Source organism: Hymenobacter terrigena, assembly GCF_054776515.1.
This window is the reverse complement of sequence record NZ_BAAHBU010000004.1, coordinates 648,512-665,643: the sequence shown is the minus strand read 5'-3', so window position 1 is coordinate 665,643 and position 17,132 is coordinate 648,512. Positions and strand designations below refer to the sequence as shown.

Sequence of the window (17,132 nt, the reverse complement as noted above, 5' to 3'; positions counted from 1 at the left end):
CGGTGCGCCTATGGTACTGCCTTCACCGGTGGGAGAGTCGGTCGCCGCCAACCTTTTACAAGGAGAATCCCTCTTGGATGCTTTCGCCAGCAACCAAGAGGGATTTTTGCTTTACGTCGTGCTGAACCAGAACTGCTGGAATTGAATGCGGCGATATGACTTCTCACTTGTAGAGAAGTTGACCAGTATAACAGTATTGTTTGCCTTAGCCTGCTGTATTGGTACCAAATATTTTGGTGTCAGGTACTGGTGCCAAATTAGTTGTATGCAGAGCAGTATGGTTTTCTGCAGCGCTGATGGTCCCGACACTGCTAGCGTTACGTTGAGAGGAATTATGCGCTAGATAAAGCTTATTAGATGATAAATTAGTAACGACATAATGGATACTTGCATATGCAGAATGGCACAACTCACTTGGAGTCGAGTAACCGTTGAATTGTAAATATTGCAGGCATAAGCGTTACTAGGGTATTTATATTTTGGTTAAGTAATATATTGATTATTAGTGTTATGTATTATTTTCATGTGAAGATATTATTTGCGTGTCCATAAATTTTTTACTGCCGAGGCAATCCGCTAGATGAAGGAGTGGCGTAGGTGGAGCATCATTCAAAACACCCAAGCATTTCTTCATATCCATGAAAAAGACTCTGTTTTCGCTCGCCTTCGTTGCTCTGTTCAGCGTTGCTACCACTACCACCGTTTCGGCCCAATCTAAGACCAAGACCGTAATGGTGGGCGGTGCGGCCATGTACCCCACGAAAAACATCATTGAAAACGCAGTTAACTCGAAAGACCACACCACGCTAGTAGCCGCTGTGAAAGCTGCCGGTCTGGTGGAGACACTGCAGGGCGCTGGCCCTTTCACGGTCTTTGCTCCTACCAATGAGGCCTTCAACAAGCTGCCTGCTGGCACGGTGGAAACGCTGGTGAAGCCCGAGAATAAGGCTACGCTGACCAAAATCCTGACTTACCACGTGGTAGCAGGGCGTATGACTTCGGCTGACCTTATGAAAGCCATCAAGGCTGGCGGTGGGAAGGCTTCGCTGAAAACGGTGAGTGGCGGTACCCTGACGGCAATGATGAAGGACAAAGCCATTGAACTGAAAGACGAGAAAGGCGGCATTTCGACCGTAACTATCGCCGATGTGCTGCAGAGCAACGGTGTCATCCATGTGGTGAACACGGTGCTGATGCCCCAGTAAGGTTTTCTGAGCTTTTGAACGCAACATCGGCAACCGCCGCTGGCCTTATGTCGGCGGCGGTTGTTTGCGTTTATGGGGGCGTGTTAATGGCAGACGTCTTGGGCCGTGCGGGCGTATTCGTAGCCCAGGGCTAGGGCGCGGCGGTAGAACTCGCAGGCGGCAGTGGAGTCGCCGGTGTGGGCGGCGAGCTTACCGAGCAGAAAGTGGGTGCGGCCATCGGTGGGGTTGGCCTGGAGCACGCGGAAGTAATCGGCCCGGGCTTCGGGGTAACGGGCAATGGCAGCGAAGGCCACGCCGCGTAGCTGCACATAGTGCCCAGGGGCTTTTTGGCCGGCACGCTGGTACTGATTCAAACCGGTGGTGAAATCGGCTATGGCCAAGTCGGGCTGGTGCAGGTCGAGCAGACGGGTTTCGCCACGGGCCAGGTAGGCAGCGCTGCGGGTGCTGTCCAGGGCGATGGAGCGCGTGAAATCGAAGTCAGCGGTGCTGGCGCGACCGAGAGCGGCCTCGCAGCGTCCCAACTGATATAGAAGGTCGGCGGTGAGGCGACGGGATTGGGAGTGTTGCAGGGCGGCTTGAAAATCAGCACGAGCGACGCGGACATCTTGGAGGCTGAGGCGCGCTAGTTCGCCGCGTCGGCGCAGGGCAGGGGCGTAGTCGGGGCGGAAGTGCAGGGTTTCGTCCATGAAGCTGTACGCGGCGGACCAATCGCCGCGTACATAGGCCCGTAGGCCGTCGTTGTAGTTGCTATTGGCGGAGACGCGGTCCATGGTGACCTTTACCGCCATGGCGAAAAGCACAATGCCCGCGATGAAAAGCAGGGTGAACAGCCAGTCGCGTCGGTTGAAGGTGGGGCGCTGACGGGGAATGCGCTGATAGTGCCGCTCGCGGCTGCCGGCTGGTGGGCGGGTGCGGAGCGGGGCTGGGGGCGGCATGGGCACGCCGTAGACATGCTGCGAGACGGGCCGTTGCTGTTGTTGGCGTTGGGCTTCGGCGGCGCGGCGGGCGGCTTGGGCCAGTTGGAAATCGTAGGTGGCGCGCCGGGCGGGGTCGCCGAGGATGCCGTAGGCTATGGCTACGGCTTTAAACTGCTCCTCGTAGCGTATATCGCCGCCATGCTTATCGGGATGGTAGCGGACCACCAACTGCCGGTAAGCGCGCTTGATATCGGCGGCCGGGGCGGTGGGGGCAACTCCAAGAATTTGGTAATGATTCTGACTCACGCTAGCGGCTAACACAAAGGTGGGTGCAAAAGTCAGCCACGCGCCGAAATTTTCCGTAGAACCGGCGAAGTCCACTGCTTTTTTCTGCGAAATCAGAGAAACTGTCGGGCTTTTTTTCTTGTGTCACTCCATTTTCGCGCCGCATGTTTAACGACGACGATACCTCCAAAACCCCCCGAAACGACAGCCTGATTGGTAACCTGACGGGCTACCTTGATACCCGCATCGACTTGGTTCGGCTGGAAATTCAGCAAAAAGTATCCACCATTTTCGTGGGTACCATTCACGGCGCGACCTTGGCTGTTCTGGGGCTGCTGTTCGTCATCTTTGTGAGCATATTTGCCGGCCTGGCCTTAAACGCCGCACTGGATAGCCCATACTGGGGCTTCGGCATTGTAGCGGGCTTCTACCTGGTGCTGCTGGTGCTGGTGCTGGTAGGCGTCGACAAAACCGCTTTCCAAGGCCTCGCCAACAAGGTGCTCAAGGATACCATTTATAAATCTGACAAACGCCAAGCTTAAGCCAACCCTAGCATGAGTGAGTTGCAAAACCCCCTGTTCGACGAGGAAAAGGAATTCCTCGAACGTAAAAAACTGGAATACGAGCGCGCCCTGCGTGGCGACGTGGACCACATCAAGGACCAGTCGGTGGTGGTGGGCAAGGTGGCGCTGGTAGGCGCTGGCCTGGCCGGCGGCGTGTGGCTTATCACCAAGCTGATTGGTGGCAAGAAGCGCACGCAGAAGCAGCACACGGCCGAGTACAACGAGGCCGAGCATGACTACGAGTTCGGAGCCGACTATTATTCCAGCAGCAAAAGCAAGAAGGATAAAAACGGCAAAAAAGGGGATGACCTGGCGCATAAGTCGGCTGAGGAGTCAGCCCGCGCTTTTGTGGAGCACCACGAGCATGCTCACGAGACCGATGATTTGGGCTTTGGCTCTACGGGGTTGCATACGGAAGATTATGCTTCGGAAAATGCTTCCACGGCTCCTTTTGCCGCCGGCGCGGCCTTTGCCGATGAAGAATTTGAAGAAGACCCCTTCCAAGATTTGCCTTACGACGACAGCCGCCGTCTGCCGGCTTCGCACGCTTTTGATGAGCCCGCACCGGCTGCCAGCGCCGCCAATTCGCGCTCGCGCATGGTAGGCTCGGTGCTGCAAGCTTTTTTGCAGTCCGATACGGGCAAGGTGCTGGTGGCACAGGCTGCTGCCTTAGCTTTGGCCATGGTGACGAAAAAAGTAGGTGAGTTTTTCCCGGCGGACAAAAATGCCGACCTTGCGACTTCTCCCGGCTACGCCAAGGCCGAAACCGGGGCTTCTCCCGTCGCCTCGTCTGCTCCTTCTGACTCCTCGGATGCGTTCAACCCCCTTAAGCCTTTATGATGCGCTGCGCGCCCGGCAGCAGCACGGCCGCAAAGCGCTGGCTGTATTGCTCGACCCGGACAACCTGAATGAAACCAGTCTGTTGCACCTGCTCAGTCTGAGCGAAGCGCATCCAGTTGATTACTTTTTTGTGGGGGGCAGCCTGGTGCTTAGTTCGCATCAGGCTGCCCTCATCACGTTAATTAAGGCTCATTCGGATGTGCCGGTGCTGCTGTTTCCCAGCCATAGCATGCACCTTGACGGCCCGGCCGATGGCTTGCTGCTGCTTTCGCTCATCTCGGGGCGCAACCCTGATTTTCTGATTGGACAGCACGTAGTGGCGGCGCCGCGCCTGAAGGCCAGCGGCCTGCAATTGCTTTCCACGGGGTACATGCTGGTCGATTCGGGGCGGCCCACCACGGCTTCTTACATGAGCGGCACCATGCCCATGCCGCACAACAAGCCGGGCATTGCGGCTTGCACCGCGCTGGCCGGCGAGCAGCTCGGATTAAAGCTGATGTATCTTGATGGCGGCAGCGGCGCCCAAAATCCGGTGTCCGGCGCAATGATTGCGGCTGTGCGCGAGGCGGTGAGCGCGCCCCTCATCGTGGGCGGGGGGCTGAATTCAGGCGAGAAGGTGTATGCCGCTTTGGCGGCCGGGGCCGATGTGGTGGTGGTGGGCAACCACATTGAGGATAAGCCGGAGTTTCTGGCCGAAGCAGTGGGGGTGGTTGCTTCATTCAATCAGGTGGCCCAGGTACTGGCGCAGTAGCGCACCCATGTTGCTTGCGGGCGGACCGCCGCATAAGCTCGGCATTAACTTGCGGGGTGCGAATGAAGTATATGCCGCGATGAGAAAGGTTGTTGAGCAATTCACGCCCGCATACTTCGCGCTGGTGATGTCCACCGGTATTATTTCCCTGGTGGCCCAGCAGTTGCACCTGGAACGTGTTGCAAATGGGCTTTTCTACGTCAATTTGGTGGCGTACCCGGTGTGTGGGCTGTTGCTGTTGGGCCGGGCATTGCTCGCCTTTAAGCCTTTCTGGGCTGATTTGACCTCCCACGCCAAGGGGCCGCTGTTCTTGGCGTTTGTGCCAGCTAGCTGCTTGGTGGGCAACCAATTTGTGCAGTTGCGTCACAACAGTACCGTGGGCGGAACTTTATGGCTGGTGGCAGCCGCTGGCTGGCTGCTTTTGCTCTACGCCCTGCTGGTGGGCGTGAGCATCGCCGAAGAGAAACCGGACTTGGAAAAAGGCCTTACCGGGGCGTGGCTGCTGCTGGTGGTAGCCACCGAGTCGTTGGCCGTGCTCGGGGCTAAGCTGGTGCCAAGCTGGGCGGCCTCAGCTGAAATGGGGCTGATGGGCATCGCCAGCGCGTTTCTGTTGGGCGCGGTGCTTTACTTTGTGCTCATTACGCTGCTGTTTTACCGCCTCACGTTTGTGCGGCTGCGGGAGGAAGAAGTGGGCGCGGCGTACTGGATAAGCGTAGGGGCCAGCGCTATTACCGTGCTGGCTGGCGCGGCGCTGGTGCAAGCTATGGAAGAAACGCGGGCGTTGCTGAGCCTGCTGCCGTTTGTGCGGGGCTTGTGCCTGTTGTTTTGGGCCGTGAGCACGTGGTGGCTGCCGCTGGTGGCCATATTGCGCGCCTGGAACCACTGGAACACCCGTCCCGCTTTTGCCTACAGTGCCCCGTATTGGAGCATGGTGTTTCCGCTAGGCATGTACACTGCGGCTACCTTTCAATTGAGTGAAGCCCTTTCGTTGCCCGCGCTCAAGGTCGTGCCGACTTATTTTATTTACGTGGCCCTGCTGGTTTGGGGACTGACCTTCGCCGGTATGTTGCTGAGCTTCCTGCACGCACGGAAGGAAAGCACTGCCTGAAAAAAGCTCCTGGCCGTCCTGATGCGCCCCGACAGTAGCCGCTCACTCCGCCACCACCAGTGTTTGCGGAGCGGCTTGCTTGACGCGGCCGAGGAGCCAGTCGGTCTGGCGCTTGGTGCGGGTGCTGCAAAACTCGCAGGCGGCTTTCAGGTCTTCGTCGCGCAGGGCGAGCGCCGCCTGGTGAATGACCGTCCAGCAGAGCTGCACTTCCTGGGTGAGCAGCCATAGGTCGTGCAGGTCGCGCAACAGGGCCAAACTACCCTTGCGGGGCTCGGTAAACAGGTCACGTTTCAGGTTATGGGGCTCGCGGCTGCGGTCTTCGGAGTATTTCTCCACGAAGCCCATTATGCGGCCGTGGTGCTCGCGCGACCACGCCGACAGCTTCCGGCACATCTGCTCGATGTCGGGCTCGTCTTTGTGGTGCCGCGATACCAGCTCAAAAGCATCGGTGAGTTGTTGCTCGCTGTTTTCGAGAAGGCCGAGGTAGTTTCCTAAGTGCATGGCGACGCGGAATTAAGCGGTGACTTTGCGAATGCGCACGGCGGCGTACTTGAAATGCGGCTGCTTGCTCACGGGGTCCCATTCGGTTAGGGTCAGCTCGTTGGCAGCGCGCGGGCGGCCGCCTTCCTCCTGGTCCCAATAGCCGTAGTGGAAGGGCATAAACACCAACCCGGGCTCGATGCCGCCGATGCGGGCCGGTTCGGTGGCCCGGCCGCGGCGGGAGGTCACTTCCACCAAATCGCCGGAGGCAATGCCGTAGCGGGTGGCGTCTTCGGCCGAGAGCTGAACAAAGCCTTCGGGGGCAGCGGCTTGCAGGGCGCGGGCGCGGCCGGTTTTGGTGCGGGTGTGGAAGTGGTGCACCACCCGGCCCGTGGTGAACCACAGCGGATAGGTCTCATCGGGTTCTTCGTGGGGTGGTTCGTAGTCGGCGGCCAGCAGCACGGCGCGGCCGTTGGGGGCGTGGGCTTTGTATTCTTCGGGCGTTTTTTCGGCACCCGTCACCAGGTCGTAGCCGTAGGTTTCGCAGTAGTCGGCGTGGGTGTTGAACCGGTGGTCGGGATAGAGGTGGGGGGCGCCGTCGGGGTATTGCTCGTTGCAGGGCCACTGAATGCCTGAGCCCGCGGAGAGCTTGGCGTAGCTCATGCCCGAGTAGTCGCAGGGGCGGCCCTTGCTACAGGCTTTCCAGGCTTCAAAGGCTTCTTCCGGCGTGTTCCATTTGATGAGTGGTGCCCCGTCCTTGTCCCGAAAATCCATGCGCCGCGCATAGTCCAGGAAAATCTCGAAGTCGGGCCGGGCTTGGCCGGGCGGGTCCACGGCTTTGTGGGAGATGTGCACCGTGCGGTCGGTGTTGGTGAAGGTGCCGGTTTTTTCGCCCCACAACGCGGCCGGCAGTACCACGTCGGCCCGCTTAGCCGTTTCGGTCATGAAGGCATCCTGCACGATGACGAGCAAATCTTTCTTCTCCAGAATTTTGCGGATGCGGCCCAGTTCGGGCATGCTCACGGCCGGATTGGTGGCCTGAATCCAGAGCAGCTTGATGGTGCCGGTTTCGCAGTAACGCCAGATTTGCATGGTGTGAGTGGGCGGCGCCCAGTGCGGAATCTTGTCCACGTCTACGTTCCAGAGCTCGGCTAGTTCTTTGATGTGGTCCGGGTTGTTCCAGTTGCGGAAGCCGGGCAGGTCGCCGTCGGCCCCGCACTCGCGGGTGTTTTGCGAAGTGGGTTGCCCGTTCATCTGCAGGATGGCATTGCCCGGCGAGCCCAGCAGCCCGCGCAGCAGGTTGATGTTGTTGACCTGTACCGCCGCTGCCGTGGCTTGCATTGACTGGTATACGCCCTGCAAAGCAGTAGAAACGAGCGTTTGGCAGGTGCCCAGAATATCGGCCGCTGCCCGTAGCTGGTCGGCCGGCACGCCGGTCAGGGCTTCTACTCGCTCCGGCGTCCACTTGCCCACGGTTTTAACCAGCTCCTCGAAGCCCACGGTGTGGTTTTCAATGAAGTCGTAATTGACGTGGCCGTTTTCAATCAGCAAGCGCAGCAGGCCGTTGAGCACGGCCACGTTGGTGCCGGCGCGGGGCGCCAGGTGCACGGTGGCCTGCTCGGCGGTGAAGGTGCGCCGCGGGTCAATGACGACCAGCTTGGGTGGATTGGGACTGGCCAGCCGGTCGAGGATGCGGGCCCAAAGCACGGTTTGCTGCGAGGCCATGTTGTGGCCCACCAGCAACACCGCCTCGGTGGTGTCGAGGTCGGCGTAGGAGCCGGCCTGCCCATCGGTGCCGAAACTGATTTTGAGTGCGGCCCCGGCCGTGGCGGTGCACAGGCGGGTGTTGCCGTCCATGTGCGGGGTGCCCAGGCCGGCTTTGCCCAGCACGCCCAGCGTGTAGTAATCTTCGATGAAGAGCTGGCCCGAGGTGTAGAACCCAATGGCGCCGCTGGTGTCGTGGGCAATGAGCTCCTTGGATTTATCCACAATCAGGCTCATGGCCTCCTCCCAGGTGGCGGGCTCCAATTGCCCATTGCGGCGGATGAGCGGCGTGGTGAGGCGGTCGGGGCTGTTGTTGGCCTCCCAGCCGTGCAGGCCCTTGGGCCCGAGACGGCCGTGGTTTACGCGGTCGACGGCCCGGCCGCGCACGCCCACGATGCGGCCATTTTTCACGCCAATGTCGCAGCCGCAGCCATTAGAGCACAATACACAGGCCGATTGCACCCAGTGGTCGGGCTCAGCGGTGGTGCGTTCGTCGATGCGGACGGGCCACCGGCCCTGGTGGGGCGTGCGGGGACCCCAGATGTCGTGGATGCTGTCGCGGGTTTCCGGCATAGTCAAGACAAGGGTAAAAAGCCGCTCAGCCTGCGCCGTGCGGCTCCAATTTGGTAGCCTCGTTACGCAGCCCACGCAAAAATGGCGACTGGGTAGAACACCATTTTAATTCTTTTTTAATGCGAACAGTGCTGCCGGAGCGCTCAAGTTGCAGCTTCCGTAGGGCTTGCGGCCGCCACGCTTCAGCTAAGTTCTGTCGTTAAAAGCCGGGTCCGATAGCCGCGAAATCGGCAGCGGTGCGGAGCGCACCTATTGGCAACTCGGGCGTAGCAGCCTCCGAATTGCTTGCGCATAAAAAAACGGGAAGCTGCTTCTGTGGAGTAAGAAGCAACTTCCCGAACTAAACTGGAGCCGATTATTGGACTCGAACCAACGACCTGCTCATTACGAATGAGCTGCTCTACCAACTGAGCTAAATCGGCTTGTGCCCGACCAACGGTTTTGGAAGGGGCTGCAAAGATAGGCAATTGGCCGGAAGATGCGCAACCACTGATGGAGAAAAATTTAGCAACCGAACGCGGTGCCATGCGTTTGCATTCGCAACAAATCTGTCGTCCCATGAAACTACTGCCTTCCCTCACGGCCGGCCTGGCCGGTGCTGTGGCCCTCACGCTGTTGCACGAAACCGTCCGCCGGCTTCGCCCCGAAGACGCGCCCCGCATGGATGTGCTGGGCATGCGCGGCCTGCGCAAGCTGCTGGGCAAAGCGGATGCTCCGCAGCCCGACAACCACACGTTGTTCGATATGACCATGGCCGGCGATGTGCTGAGCAATGGCTTGTATTACAGTATGGTGGGCAGCGGCCGGCACGCGCTGACGCGCGGCTTAGCCCTGGGGGCACTGGCTGGCGTGGGTGGCGTGCTGCTGCCGGGGCCAATGGGCCTGGGCACGGCCCCTACCAACCGCACACCCCAAACCCAGGCCATGACGGTGGCCTGGTATACCGTGGGCGGGCTGGTAGCCGGTGCCGTGGCGCGGGCCCTGCGGAAACGATAAGCTGAAGCAGGTAGTTTGCGTAAAGCAAAAGCGCCGGTCACACGTCAGCAGGCGCTGACCGTACTTTGCGGCGGTGTTTACGTTTCCGGCTCTATGAAATTCTGGCTCATTTTCATTCTGATTTTTTTCGCGATTCGCTACCTGCTGCCCATTGTGCTGCGGCTGGCGCTGAGCGGCTTTGTGCGCAAGCAGATGCGCGACGGCGGCTTTGTGGTGCCGCCCCAGGCGCGGCCCGACGCTGGCCCCACCTCCCGGCCCGGCCAAGTGCGGGTGGACTATGTGCCGCCCACCACAAACCATAGCAACCAACCGCACGACTTCAAGGGTGGAGAATATGTTGATTTTGAGGAAGTGAAGTAAGGAGAGAAAATATTGTGAAAGGAGAAAGAGGTTTCGTCAGGCTGACGTTCGCGCTGCCTGGCGAAACCTCTTTTTCCTTTCCAAAACCGCGCGGTAGGAGTGATAGCGCGGTTCTACTGTACCTTCGGGCACGTTTTCATTTTCCCCAAAATTGCCCTGATGGCTGCTGTTGTTTCTGCTCCTTCTGTTTCGTCCGCGCCGTGGTGGCAGCGGGCTTTGCCACACGTGCTGGCGGTGCTGTTTTTCGTGCTGCTGGCCTGCGTGTATTTCGCACCCATCATGTTCGATGGCAAAACCCTGGCCCAGCACGACATTACCCAGTTCCAGGGCGGCGCGCACGAGGCGCAGGAATATGCCAAAGCCATGGGCAAGGAGGCACTGTGGACCAATTCCATGTTCTCGGGCATGCCGACGTACCTCATCAGCCTGCACTTTCCGGGCGACTGGTCGGGGTATTTGCAGAAGGCCATGACGCTGGGCCTGCCCGCCGTGGTGGCCAACCTGTTTCTGGCGCTGCTCTGCGGCTACATTCTGCTGGTGGCGCTGGGCGTGCGGCCGCTCATTGCGGTGGCGGGCGCAGTGGCGCTGGGCTTTTCGAGCTACAACCTGGCCATTCTGGCCGCCGGCCACAACACCAAGAGCCTGGCCCTGGCCTATGCGCCGCTGGTACTGGGCGGCCTGCTCGTGACGTACCGCCGCGATAAGTGGCTGGGTGCGGCCCTGTTTGCGGTGGGCCTCACGCTGAACGTGCACGTCAACCACCTCCAGATTACTTACTACCTGCTGTTGCTGGTAGCTATTTTCGGGATTATTGAACTGGTAGCGGCGGTGCGAGCGGGTCGCTTGCCCGAGTTTGCCAAGCGCACCGCGCTGCTGGCGCTGGGCGCGGCCCTGGCCGTGGGCGTGAGCTTCGGTCGCCTTTACACCACTGCTGAATACAGCAAATACAGCAACCGCGGGCCGAGTGAGTTGAAAACGCCCGCCCCGACTGCCCCCGGCCAGGCTCCCGCTCCCAAAACCGAAGACGAAGGCTCGGGCGTGGACCGCGACTACGCATTCCAGTACAGCTACGGCGTGGGCGAGACCATTACCCTGCTGATTCCCAACTTCTACGGTGGGGCCAGCTCCATGCCGTTGAGCACCGATTCTAACCTCGCCAAAGCCGGCCTGCCCCAGGAATATCTGGGGTCGATGCCGACCTATTGGGGGCAGCAGAGCTACACGGCCGGGCCGGTGTATATGGGCGCGGTAGTGTGCTTCCTGTTCATTCTGGGCCTATTTGTGGTGGAGAAGCGCACGCGCTACTGGCTGCTGGCGGGCACCATCCTCTCCATCCTGCTGGCCTGGGGCAAAAACTTTGAGACGTTTAACTACCTGATTTTCGACCTGCTGCCGGGCTACAACAAGTTTCGGGCCGTGAGCATGGCGCTGGTGATTGCGCAGCTGGCCATGCCCATTCTGGGTGCGCTGGCCCTGAGCCGGGTGCTGCGGCCCCGGCCGGCTGCGGCTCCTACCCTGCCCGGCACCAAAGCGCCGATTTCGGCCGAGGCGGCGGCGTTGCTGCCCAAGGTATTGTATGCCGGTGCGATTACGGCCGGGCTGTGCGTGCTGGCTTACCTGGCCAGCTTCAGCTTCGATTTTGCCGCTCCCGTGGATGGGGAGCTGACCAAGCAGGGCTTCACGCCGCAGCTGCTGGGCGCGCTGCGCGCCGACCGCGCCGATTTGCTCCGCAACGACGTGTGGCGTGGGCTGCTGTTCATTGGCGCGGCGCTGGGCGTGCTGTATTTCCATTTGAAAGGCCAGCTGAAACTGGTGCCGGCCGCGGCCATCATGGTGGGGCTGGTGCTGGTGGATTTGTGGGGCGTGGACAAGCGCTACCTTGGCGACAATAAATTCCAGCGCGAAACCATCGCCGAGGAATTCCAGCCCAGCCCGGCCGACCAGATGATTTTGCAGGATAAAGACCTGAGCTACCGCGTGCTCAACATGCAAAATCCCTTCAACGAAGCCCAGACTTCGTACTTCCACAAGAGCATCGGGGGCTACCACGGGGCCAAGCTGCGCCGCTACCAGGACCTCATCGAGCGCCAGATTTCGAACAACAACCAGCAGGTGCTCAACATGCTGAACACGCGCTACCTCATCACCGGCGACGCCAAGCAGCCGGTGCAGCGCAACCCCGGCGCGCTGGGCAACGCCTGGTTTGTGAGCCAGGTGAAGACCGTGAATAGCCCCGACCAGGAAATGGCCGCTCTCAGCACCCTGAGCCCCGCTACCGAGGCCGTGGTGGACGCCAGCAAATTCCCGCAGCAAAAAGCTGCGACCTATGACATTGCCGGCTCCAACATTGCCCTCACCAACTACAGCCCCGACGAGCTGAAGTACCGCTACAATGCCACCCACGACGGCTTGGTGGTATTCTCAGAAATCTATTATGCCGACGGCTGGCAGGCCTTCATCGACGGCAAGCCGGTGCCGCACATCCGCGCCGATTACGTGCTGCGGGCCCTACAAGTGCCGGCCGGCGCGCACACCATCGAGTTTAAGTTTGAGCCCAAGGCCTACGCCGTGGGCAATGGCGTGTCGTTGGCGGCCAGCATTGCGCTGCTGCTAGTGCTGGTGGGTGTGGTCGTATATGCGGCTCGCCGGAAGGAAACGGCCGATGATTTAGCATTGGCCGCCCCAGTAGCCTAATAAACGACGCTTGGGGGCCGGTATTCCGGTTCTACATGAAGTAATTCTTTCATTTTCCATTGTCTTGGTGCGTTATGAATACCCGGAAACTGCCTGCTTATTTCTGGCTGAAATTGTTGGCTTTCGGCCTGTTGGCCGGCTGTAAGAAGGAGGAGCCAGCGGCACCGGTCACCCCGCCGGTTGTGGTAGCGCCTGCCACGGGTAGCGCCACGGGCACCATCAGCCCAGCGGGGGCGGTTGTGACCGTAACGGCCACCAGTGCGGCTGGTGTTGTTTATACCGTCACGCCGGCGGCCGGCACGGGGGCATTCACGCTGAGCAACTTGCCAGGGGGCAACTACACGCTGACGTTTGCGCCTGCCACGGGCTTTGCGGCACCAGCCGCGCAGCCACTGGCTATAACAGCTAGTACTGCTACGCTCGTTGGCACAGTGGCCGTGGCGGTAGCCACGAGCAGCATCGTGCTACAGTTTAACCCGGTGATGGACGGGGCACCACTGGTGCTTAATGGCCAAGCGTATACGCGGGCAAATGGTCAGCAGCTGCGGGTAACTACTTTCAATTATTATTGCTCCAACGTGCGCCTGTTGCGGGCCGATGGCTCGGCCTTCGTGGTGCCTAACAGCTACTACCTAGTGTCGGCGGCTGCTCCGGCTTCGCAGTCCATCACCATTGCTGGAGTGCCGGTGGGCAGCTATACGGGCCTGAGCTTTGTGGTGGGCGTTGATAGCGCCCGGAATGTGAGCGGCGCGCAAACGGGAGCTTTGGACCCCAGCAACGGCATGTTCTGGACTTGGAATTCAGGCTATATTTTCCTGAAGATGGAAGGGCTCTCGCCACAGGCTCCGCATGCGGCGGGAGTGTCGGAGGGCGCTTTGGTGTTTCACATCGGAGGTTTCCAGCAGCCCAACAACACGCTTCGCACGGTAAGTCCGTCGTTTGGTATCTCCGCGCTGGTGGTGCGCGAGGCTCATCTGCCCGAAGTGCAGTACAAGGTTGATGTTTTGAAAATGTTTGATGGCCCCAACCCGATTAATTTCAGTAGCCTCAACAACGTGATGGGCGGCTCCAGTGCCCTGCCGATAGCGTCGAACTACGCCGCCGGTATGTTTGAGGTGGTTGCTATTCATCCTAATTAGGTTCGGTTCGGATGCCTGCCCGGGCTGAGCTGCTTCAAGAGCTGGTGGAGCCGGTAGCGGCGGCCCACGGCGTACGGCTGCTGCTGTGGCGCGACGACCTAGTGAATCCCGACCTGCCCGGCAACAAGGCCCGCAAGCTCAAGTACAACCTGGTAGCGGCCCGGGAGCAAGGCCATCACACGCTACTCACGTTTGGCGGGGCCTATTCCAACCATATTGCGGCGGTGGCGGCAGCTGGCCGGCTCCTGGGTTTTCGCACCATTGGTTTGATTCGGGGCGATGAACCGGCGGCCGGGGCTGGCCTCAACCCCACGCTGGCCCAGGCTGCTGCCGATGGGATGGCCCTGCACTACCTCGACCGCACGGCCTACCGCCGCCGGGCCGAACCGGAATTTGTGGCGGAGCAGTTGGCCCGTTTCGGCCCGGCCTATGTGCTGCCCGAGGGCGGTACAAATGTGCTGGCCCTGCCCGGCTGCGCCGAGCTCGTGGCCGAGATTCGGCAGCAGGTTGATTTTGATGCGCTGGCCGTGGCTGTGGGCACGGGCGGCACACTGGCTGGGCTGCTCACCGGCCTGGCCGGCCAGCAGCACGCCGTGGGCGTGGCGGCGCTGAAAAACGGCGGCTTCCTGCGCGCTGAAGTCGACGCGCTGACGCAGTCAACGACGGGGCTAACCTTCGATAATTATTCGCTCCAGACCGATTATCACTTCGGCGGGTACGCTAAATACTCGGCCGAATTATTGGCGTTTATCCAACAGTTTCGCATGCGGCATGGCGTGTTGCTCGACCCGATTTATACCGGTAAGCTGCTGTTCGGCGTGCTGGATCTGATTGGGAAAGGCTATTTCCGGCGGGGTAGCACGGTGGTGGCTATCCACACCGGCGGGCAGCAGGCGTGGGCTGGCTGGGAGGAACGGTTTGGGAGTAAGCGCTAACCTTTGGCCGGTTTTCTGCGCGCGTGCCAGCCAGCTATTTCGAGCGAAGCCAGCACGAATACCACCGTCAGCACCGGCGCCAGAAACCGCACGTCCCAGTCATCCACAGTCAGCATGATGGTGGCCGTTTGCAGCAGGAAAATGGCGGCCAAAAACACCCGCGCCGGCCGCCACACACTGGCCCGCCGGGAGCCGCGTGCCGCCAGCCAGTAGGCCGGCCACAATACCACCACGCCAATAATCCGGTGCGCCAGTGAGTAGTGCGGCTTGAGGTAGCTGATGAATACGAACAGCTTGCCCAGCATCAAGCGGCCCAGATACAGCGGATTATGCACGCCGAAATAAACAACCCGCGCTACCGGACCGGTGCCGGGCGGCGGCATATTGAGCGGCGCGGCCTGGTGCACAGCCCACAGCTGGTAGCGGAAAATAAGCTCGCCGCGCTGGTAGGTGTCCATCAGGTAATAGGTGGTGAGCTGGTGGTTGAGGGCTACCCACAGCAGGGGCGAGAGCAGCGCCAGGACAACCAGAGCCGCGCGCCACGGCCGACGGTTGGGCTGGCGGCGCAGGGCATCGAGGCCAGCCAGGGCGGCAGCCAGCGCTACCAGGAAGCCGTTGGGCCGGGCCAGAGCGGTGAGAATTAATACGATAATTAGCCAAAGCCAGTCTTTGCGTCGGCCGCTTTGCACCCGCGTGAAGGCTCCGAATGACAGTGCGACCAGGCTGATAAACAGCGACTCGGTAAGGAGGAAAACGTTGAAGGGCTGGATGTCGGGCCATGCGATAAACAGCAGCGTGGCTAAGGCCGCCGCACCCCACTGGCCGTGGCTCAGCCGCTTTGTGCCCCGGTAGATGGCCCGCGTGGCCAGCGCCGAAATGGCCATCTGGCCGGCTACTATGCCCCGCCAGCCCAGGCCCAGGCCCAGCCACAGGCTCTGGAACAACGGGTAGAGCACGTAGCGCAGGTTGTGGCCGGGCTCGAAGTAGCCGCGCTCGGCGATGTTGGCCGCGTAGGCCAGGTAGCGGCCGCTGTCGTTGGCAAAGCGTGGCCCGTGGAATTTGCGCAGGTACACCAGCTGCACCAGCACCCACAGCCCCGCCAGCAGCGCCGGGTGGTGCCGCCACAAGCGTTGGGCCAGCAAGCGAAAAGAAGTCGGAACGCGCATCAGGCCACAAAGCTAGGTCGCCGCCCGGCCCAACGCCGCGCCGCGCCCTGCGTACTTTACACCGATATGAATTTAGTCCGCCTCGTTCGCCGCCTCTTGCCGCTGTTGTTTTTAGTAGGGCTGGGGTGGTTTCTCTGGAAGAAAATCGGCCCCACGCTCGCCGACCTCAACCCGCTGAACACGGAGCCCAAAGTCACCGTCACGCACAACACCGTGCTCACCCAAGTTGAAGCCCTGGGCAAGCTGGAGCTGGTGCGCTACAAGTTCAAGGACATTGTGGAGTACCGCCGGGCCAGCCGCTACCCGCTGCTGCCCGATGCCAAAGTGGCCCTCGTGGTGGGCGGTGAAGCCGTGGGGTGCCTCGACCTGCGAAAAATCCGCCCGCAGGATGTGGTGTTTGAGGGTGACTCCATCGTGCGTGTAGTGCTGCCTGCGCCGGAACTGTGCTCCTTCCAAGTAAACCACGACCAAAGCCGCGTCTTCAGCACCGAAAACGGCTTTTTTCAGGATGCCGACCTCGTAGACCAGGGCTACAAATACGCCGAAAAGCAGGTACGCAACGCCGCCCTGCAAGCCGGCATCCTGGCCCAGACGCAGCGCAACGCCGAGCAGATTCTCGTGCCCATGCTGCGTACCCTCACCGGCCGCCGCGTGATAATCGGGCAGCAAATGGTGCTGCCGACAGTGGGGCCGAAGCAGTAGCCCGTAGCGTGAACTCGCAGAGTCCACGCTACGGGCTACTCATCTTCTTCCGGCGCTTTGCCCAGCTCATCGAGCGCGATTTTTATCAAATCCTGCTCGTAGCCTTTCCCCGTCAGGTACTGCGATATTTTCATCCGCCGCACGCGTGGGTTTTTCTCCTTTTCCTGGCGGTCTTTTTTCTCCATCACCTCCACCAGGTTCTGGTAGTATTCTTCGCCGTCAATCTCCTTCATGCCCGATTTGATGCAGTACTCGCTGAGGCCTTTCTGCTTCAATTCCTGCATGATGCGGCGGCGGCCCCACTTTTTCTGGCGGTAGTGGCCGCGCACGAAGGCCTTGGCAAACCGCTCCTCGTCCAGCAGCTTTTCGCGGCTCAGTCGGATGATGATTTCGCCGGCTTCGTCCTCGTCGAGGCCGTATGATTTTAGCTTTTGCTCTACCTCTTTCTGGGTGCGCTCCTGGTAGGCGCAGAAGGCGGCGATTTTTTGCAACGCCTCGCCGGGCGTGTACTGTTTGGAGGCTTTGTCAGGGTTTTTGAACATGCGGAAGGGCTTTCGAAAGGCAAGTAACACTTAACAACGCATCGGGGGCTTCGTTACCACTCCGATACGGATTATTACGAGCCGTCATTTGTTGGGCTCTTAGCCGTCAGGC

The 17,132-nt window shown here is 60.4% G+C and carries 16 protein-coding genes and 1 tRNA gene; 11 read left to right on the top strand and 6 right to left on the bottom strand.

The features are described 5' to 3' along the window. Positions 1-638: 638 nt before the first annotated feature. Positions 639-1,205: a fasciclin domain-containing protein gene (locus tag ACYU7Q_RS19220; RefSeq protein WP_460611078.1), complete on the top strand. Its 567-nt coding sequence runs from the start codon at positions 639-641 to the stop codon at positions 1,203-1,205. A gap of 83 nt (positions 1,206-1,288) precedes the next feature. Here the strand turns inward: ACYU7Q_RS19220 and ACYU7Q_RS19215 are convergent, their stop codons facing one another. Beyond that, the gene (locus ACYU7Q_RS19215) at positions 1,289-2,428 is read right to left on the bottom strand and encodes a DnaJ domain-containing protein (RefSeq protein ID WP_460611077.1); all 1,140 of its coding nucleotides are present in this window, start codon (positions 2,426-2,428) and stop codon (positions 1,289-1,291) included. 143 nt (positions 2,429-2,571) lie between these two features. On the opposite strand from ACYU7Q_RS19215, the gene ACYU7Q_RS19210 reads away from it, so the two are divergent. The 4 genes from ACYU7Q_RS19210 (at position 2,572) to ACYU7Q_RS19195 (ending at position 5,669) form a co-directional block, all read left to right on the top strand. Next, positions 2,572-2,949, top strand: a complete 378-nt coding sequence (locus tag ACYU7Q_RS19210) for a phage holin family protein (RefSeq protein ID WP_460611076.1) — start codon at positions 2,572-2,574, stop codon at positions 2,947-2,949. A gap of 12 nt (positions 2,950-2,961) precedes the next feature. After that, a complete protein-coding gene (locus ACYU7Q_RS19205) occupies positions 2,962-3,810 on the top strand; it encodes a hypothetical protein (RefSeq protein WP_460611075.1) in 849 nt (282 codons plus the stop codon). Continuing rightward, positions 3,782-4,561 carry a geranylgeranylglyceryl/heptaprenylglyceryl phosphate synthase gene (locus ACYU7Q_RS19200; protein WP_460611074.1) on the top strand — a complete coding sequence of 260 codons (780 nt, stop codon included), beginning with the start codon at positions 3,782-3,784 and terminating at the stop codon, positions 4,559-4,561. Before ACYU7Q_RS19205 ends, ACYU7Q_RS19200 begins: the two co-directional genes overlap by 29 nt. Before the next feature lie 79 nt (positions 4,562-4,640). Then, a complete protein-coding gene (locus ACYU7Q_RS19195; protein WP_460611073.1) occupies positions 4,641-5,669 on the top strand; it encodes a tellurite resistance/C4-dicarboxylate transporter family protein in 1,029 nt (342 codons plus the stop codon). A gap of 42 nt (positions 5,670-5,711) precedes the next feature. Here the strand turns inward: ACYU7Q_RS19195 and ACYU7Q_RS19190 are convergent, their stop codons facing one another. The 3 genes from ACYU7Q_RS19190 to ACYU7Q_RS19180 all read right to left on the bottom strand — a co-directional run bounded on the left by ACYU7Q_RS19190 (position 5,712) and on the right by ACYU7Q_RS19180 (position 8,908). After that, complete coding sequence (locus ACYU7Q_RS19190; RefSeq protein ID WP_460611072.1) at positions 5,712-6,170, bottom strand: molybdopterin oxidoreductase; 459 nt, start codon at positions 6,168-6,170, stop codon at positions 5,712-5,714. 12 nt (positions 6,171-6,182) lie between these two features. Beyond that, a complete protein-coding gene (locus tag ACYU7Q_RS19185; protein ID WP_460611071.1) occupies positions 6,183-8,486 on the bottom strand; it encodes a molybdopterin oxidoreductase family protein in 2,304 nt (767 codons plus the stop codon). Between the two features lie 346 nt (positions 8,487-8,832). Beyond that, positions 8,833-8,908, bottom strand: a tRNA-Thr gene (locus ACYU7Q_RS19180). A gap of 136 nt (positions 8,909-9,044) precedes the next feature. Here ACYU7Q_RS19180 and ACYU7Q_RS19175 point away from each other — a divergent pair. The 5 genes from ACYU7Q_RS19175 to ACYU7Q_RS19155 all read left to right on the top strand — a co-directional run bounded on the left by ACYU7Q_RS19175 (position 9,045) and on the right by ACYU7Q_RS19155 (position 14,610). Continuing rightward, a complete protein-coding gene (locus tag ACYU7Q_RS19175; protein ID WP_460611070.1) occupies positions 9,045-9,482 on the top strand; it encodes a hypothetical protein in 438 nt (145 codons plus the stop codon). Positions 9,483-9,575: 93 nt separating this feature from the next. Further along, positions 9,576-9,842 carry a DUF4834 family protein gene (locus ACYU7Q_RS19170; protein WP_460611069.1) on the top strand — a complete coding sequence of 89 codons (267 nt, stop codon included), beginning with the start codon at positions 9,576-9,578 and terminating at the stop codon, positions 9,840-9,842. Between the two features lie 159 nt (positions 9,843-10,001). After that, positions 10,002-12,536, top strand: a complete 2,535-nt coding sequence (locus tag ACYU7Q_RS19165) for a YfhO family protein (protein ID WP_460611068.1) — start codon at positions 10,002-10,004, stop codon at positions 12,534-12,536. Positions 12,537-12,610: 74 nt separating this feature from the next. Continuing rightward, complete coding sequence (locus tag ACYU7Q_RS19160; protein WP_460611067.1) at positions 12,611-13,675, top strand: MbnP family protein; 1,065 nt, start codon at positions 12,611-12,613, stop codon at positions 13,673-13,675. A gap of 11 nt (positions 13,676-13,686) precedes the next feature. Continuing rightward, complete coding sequence (locus ACYU7Q_RS19155) at positions 13,687-14,610, top strand: 1-aminocyclopropane-1-carboxylate deaminase/D-cysteine desulfhydrase (RefSeq protein ID WP_460611066.1); 924 nt, start codon at positions 13,687-13,689, stop codon at positions 14,608-14,610. Here the strand turns inward: ACYU7Q_RS19155 and ACYU7Q_RS19150 are convergent. Next, a complete protein-coding gene (locus ACYU7Q_RS19150; protein ID WP_460611065.1) occupies positions 14,607-15,776 on the bottom strand; it encodes a hypothetical protein in 1,170 nt (389 codons plus the stop codon). The genes ACYU7Q_RS19155 and ACYU7Q_RS19150 overlap by 4 nt on opposite strands. Positions 15,777-15,842: 66 nt before the next feature. Between ACYU7Q_RS19150 and ACYU7Q_RS19145 the strand changes: the two genes are divergently transcribed. Further along, positions 15,843-16,478 carry a DUF4230 domain-containing protein gene (locus ACYU7Q_RS19145; RefSeq protein ID WP_460611064.1) on the top strand — a complete coding sequence of 212 codons (636 nt, stop codon included), beginning with the start codon at positions 15,843-15,845 and terminating at the stop codon, positions 16,476-16,478. 35 nt (positions 16,479-16,513) lie between these two features. On the opposite strand, the gene ACYU7Q_RS19140 is transcribed toward ACYU7Q_RS19145, so the two are convergent. Next, a complete protein-coding gene (locus ACYU7Q_RS19140) occupies positions 16,514-17,020 on the bottom strand; it encodes a regulatory protein RecX (protein WP_460611063.1) in 507 nt (168 codons plus the stop codon). Positions 17,021-17,132: the final 112 nt, after the last annotated feature.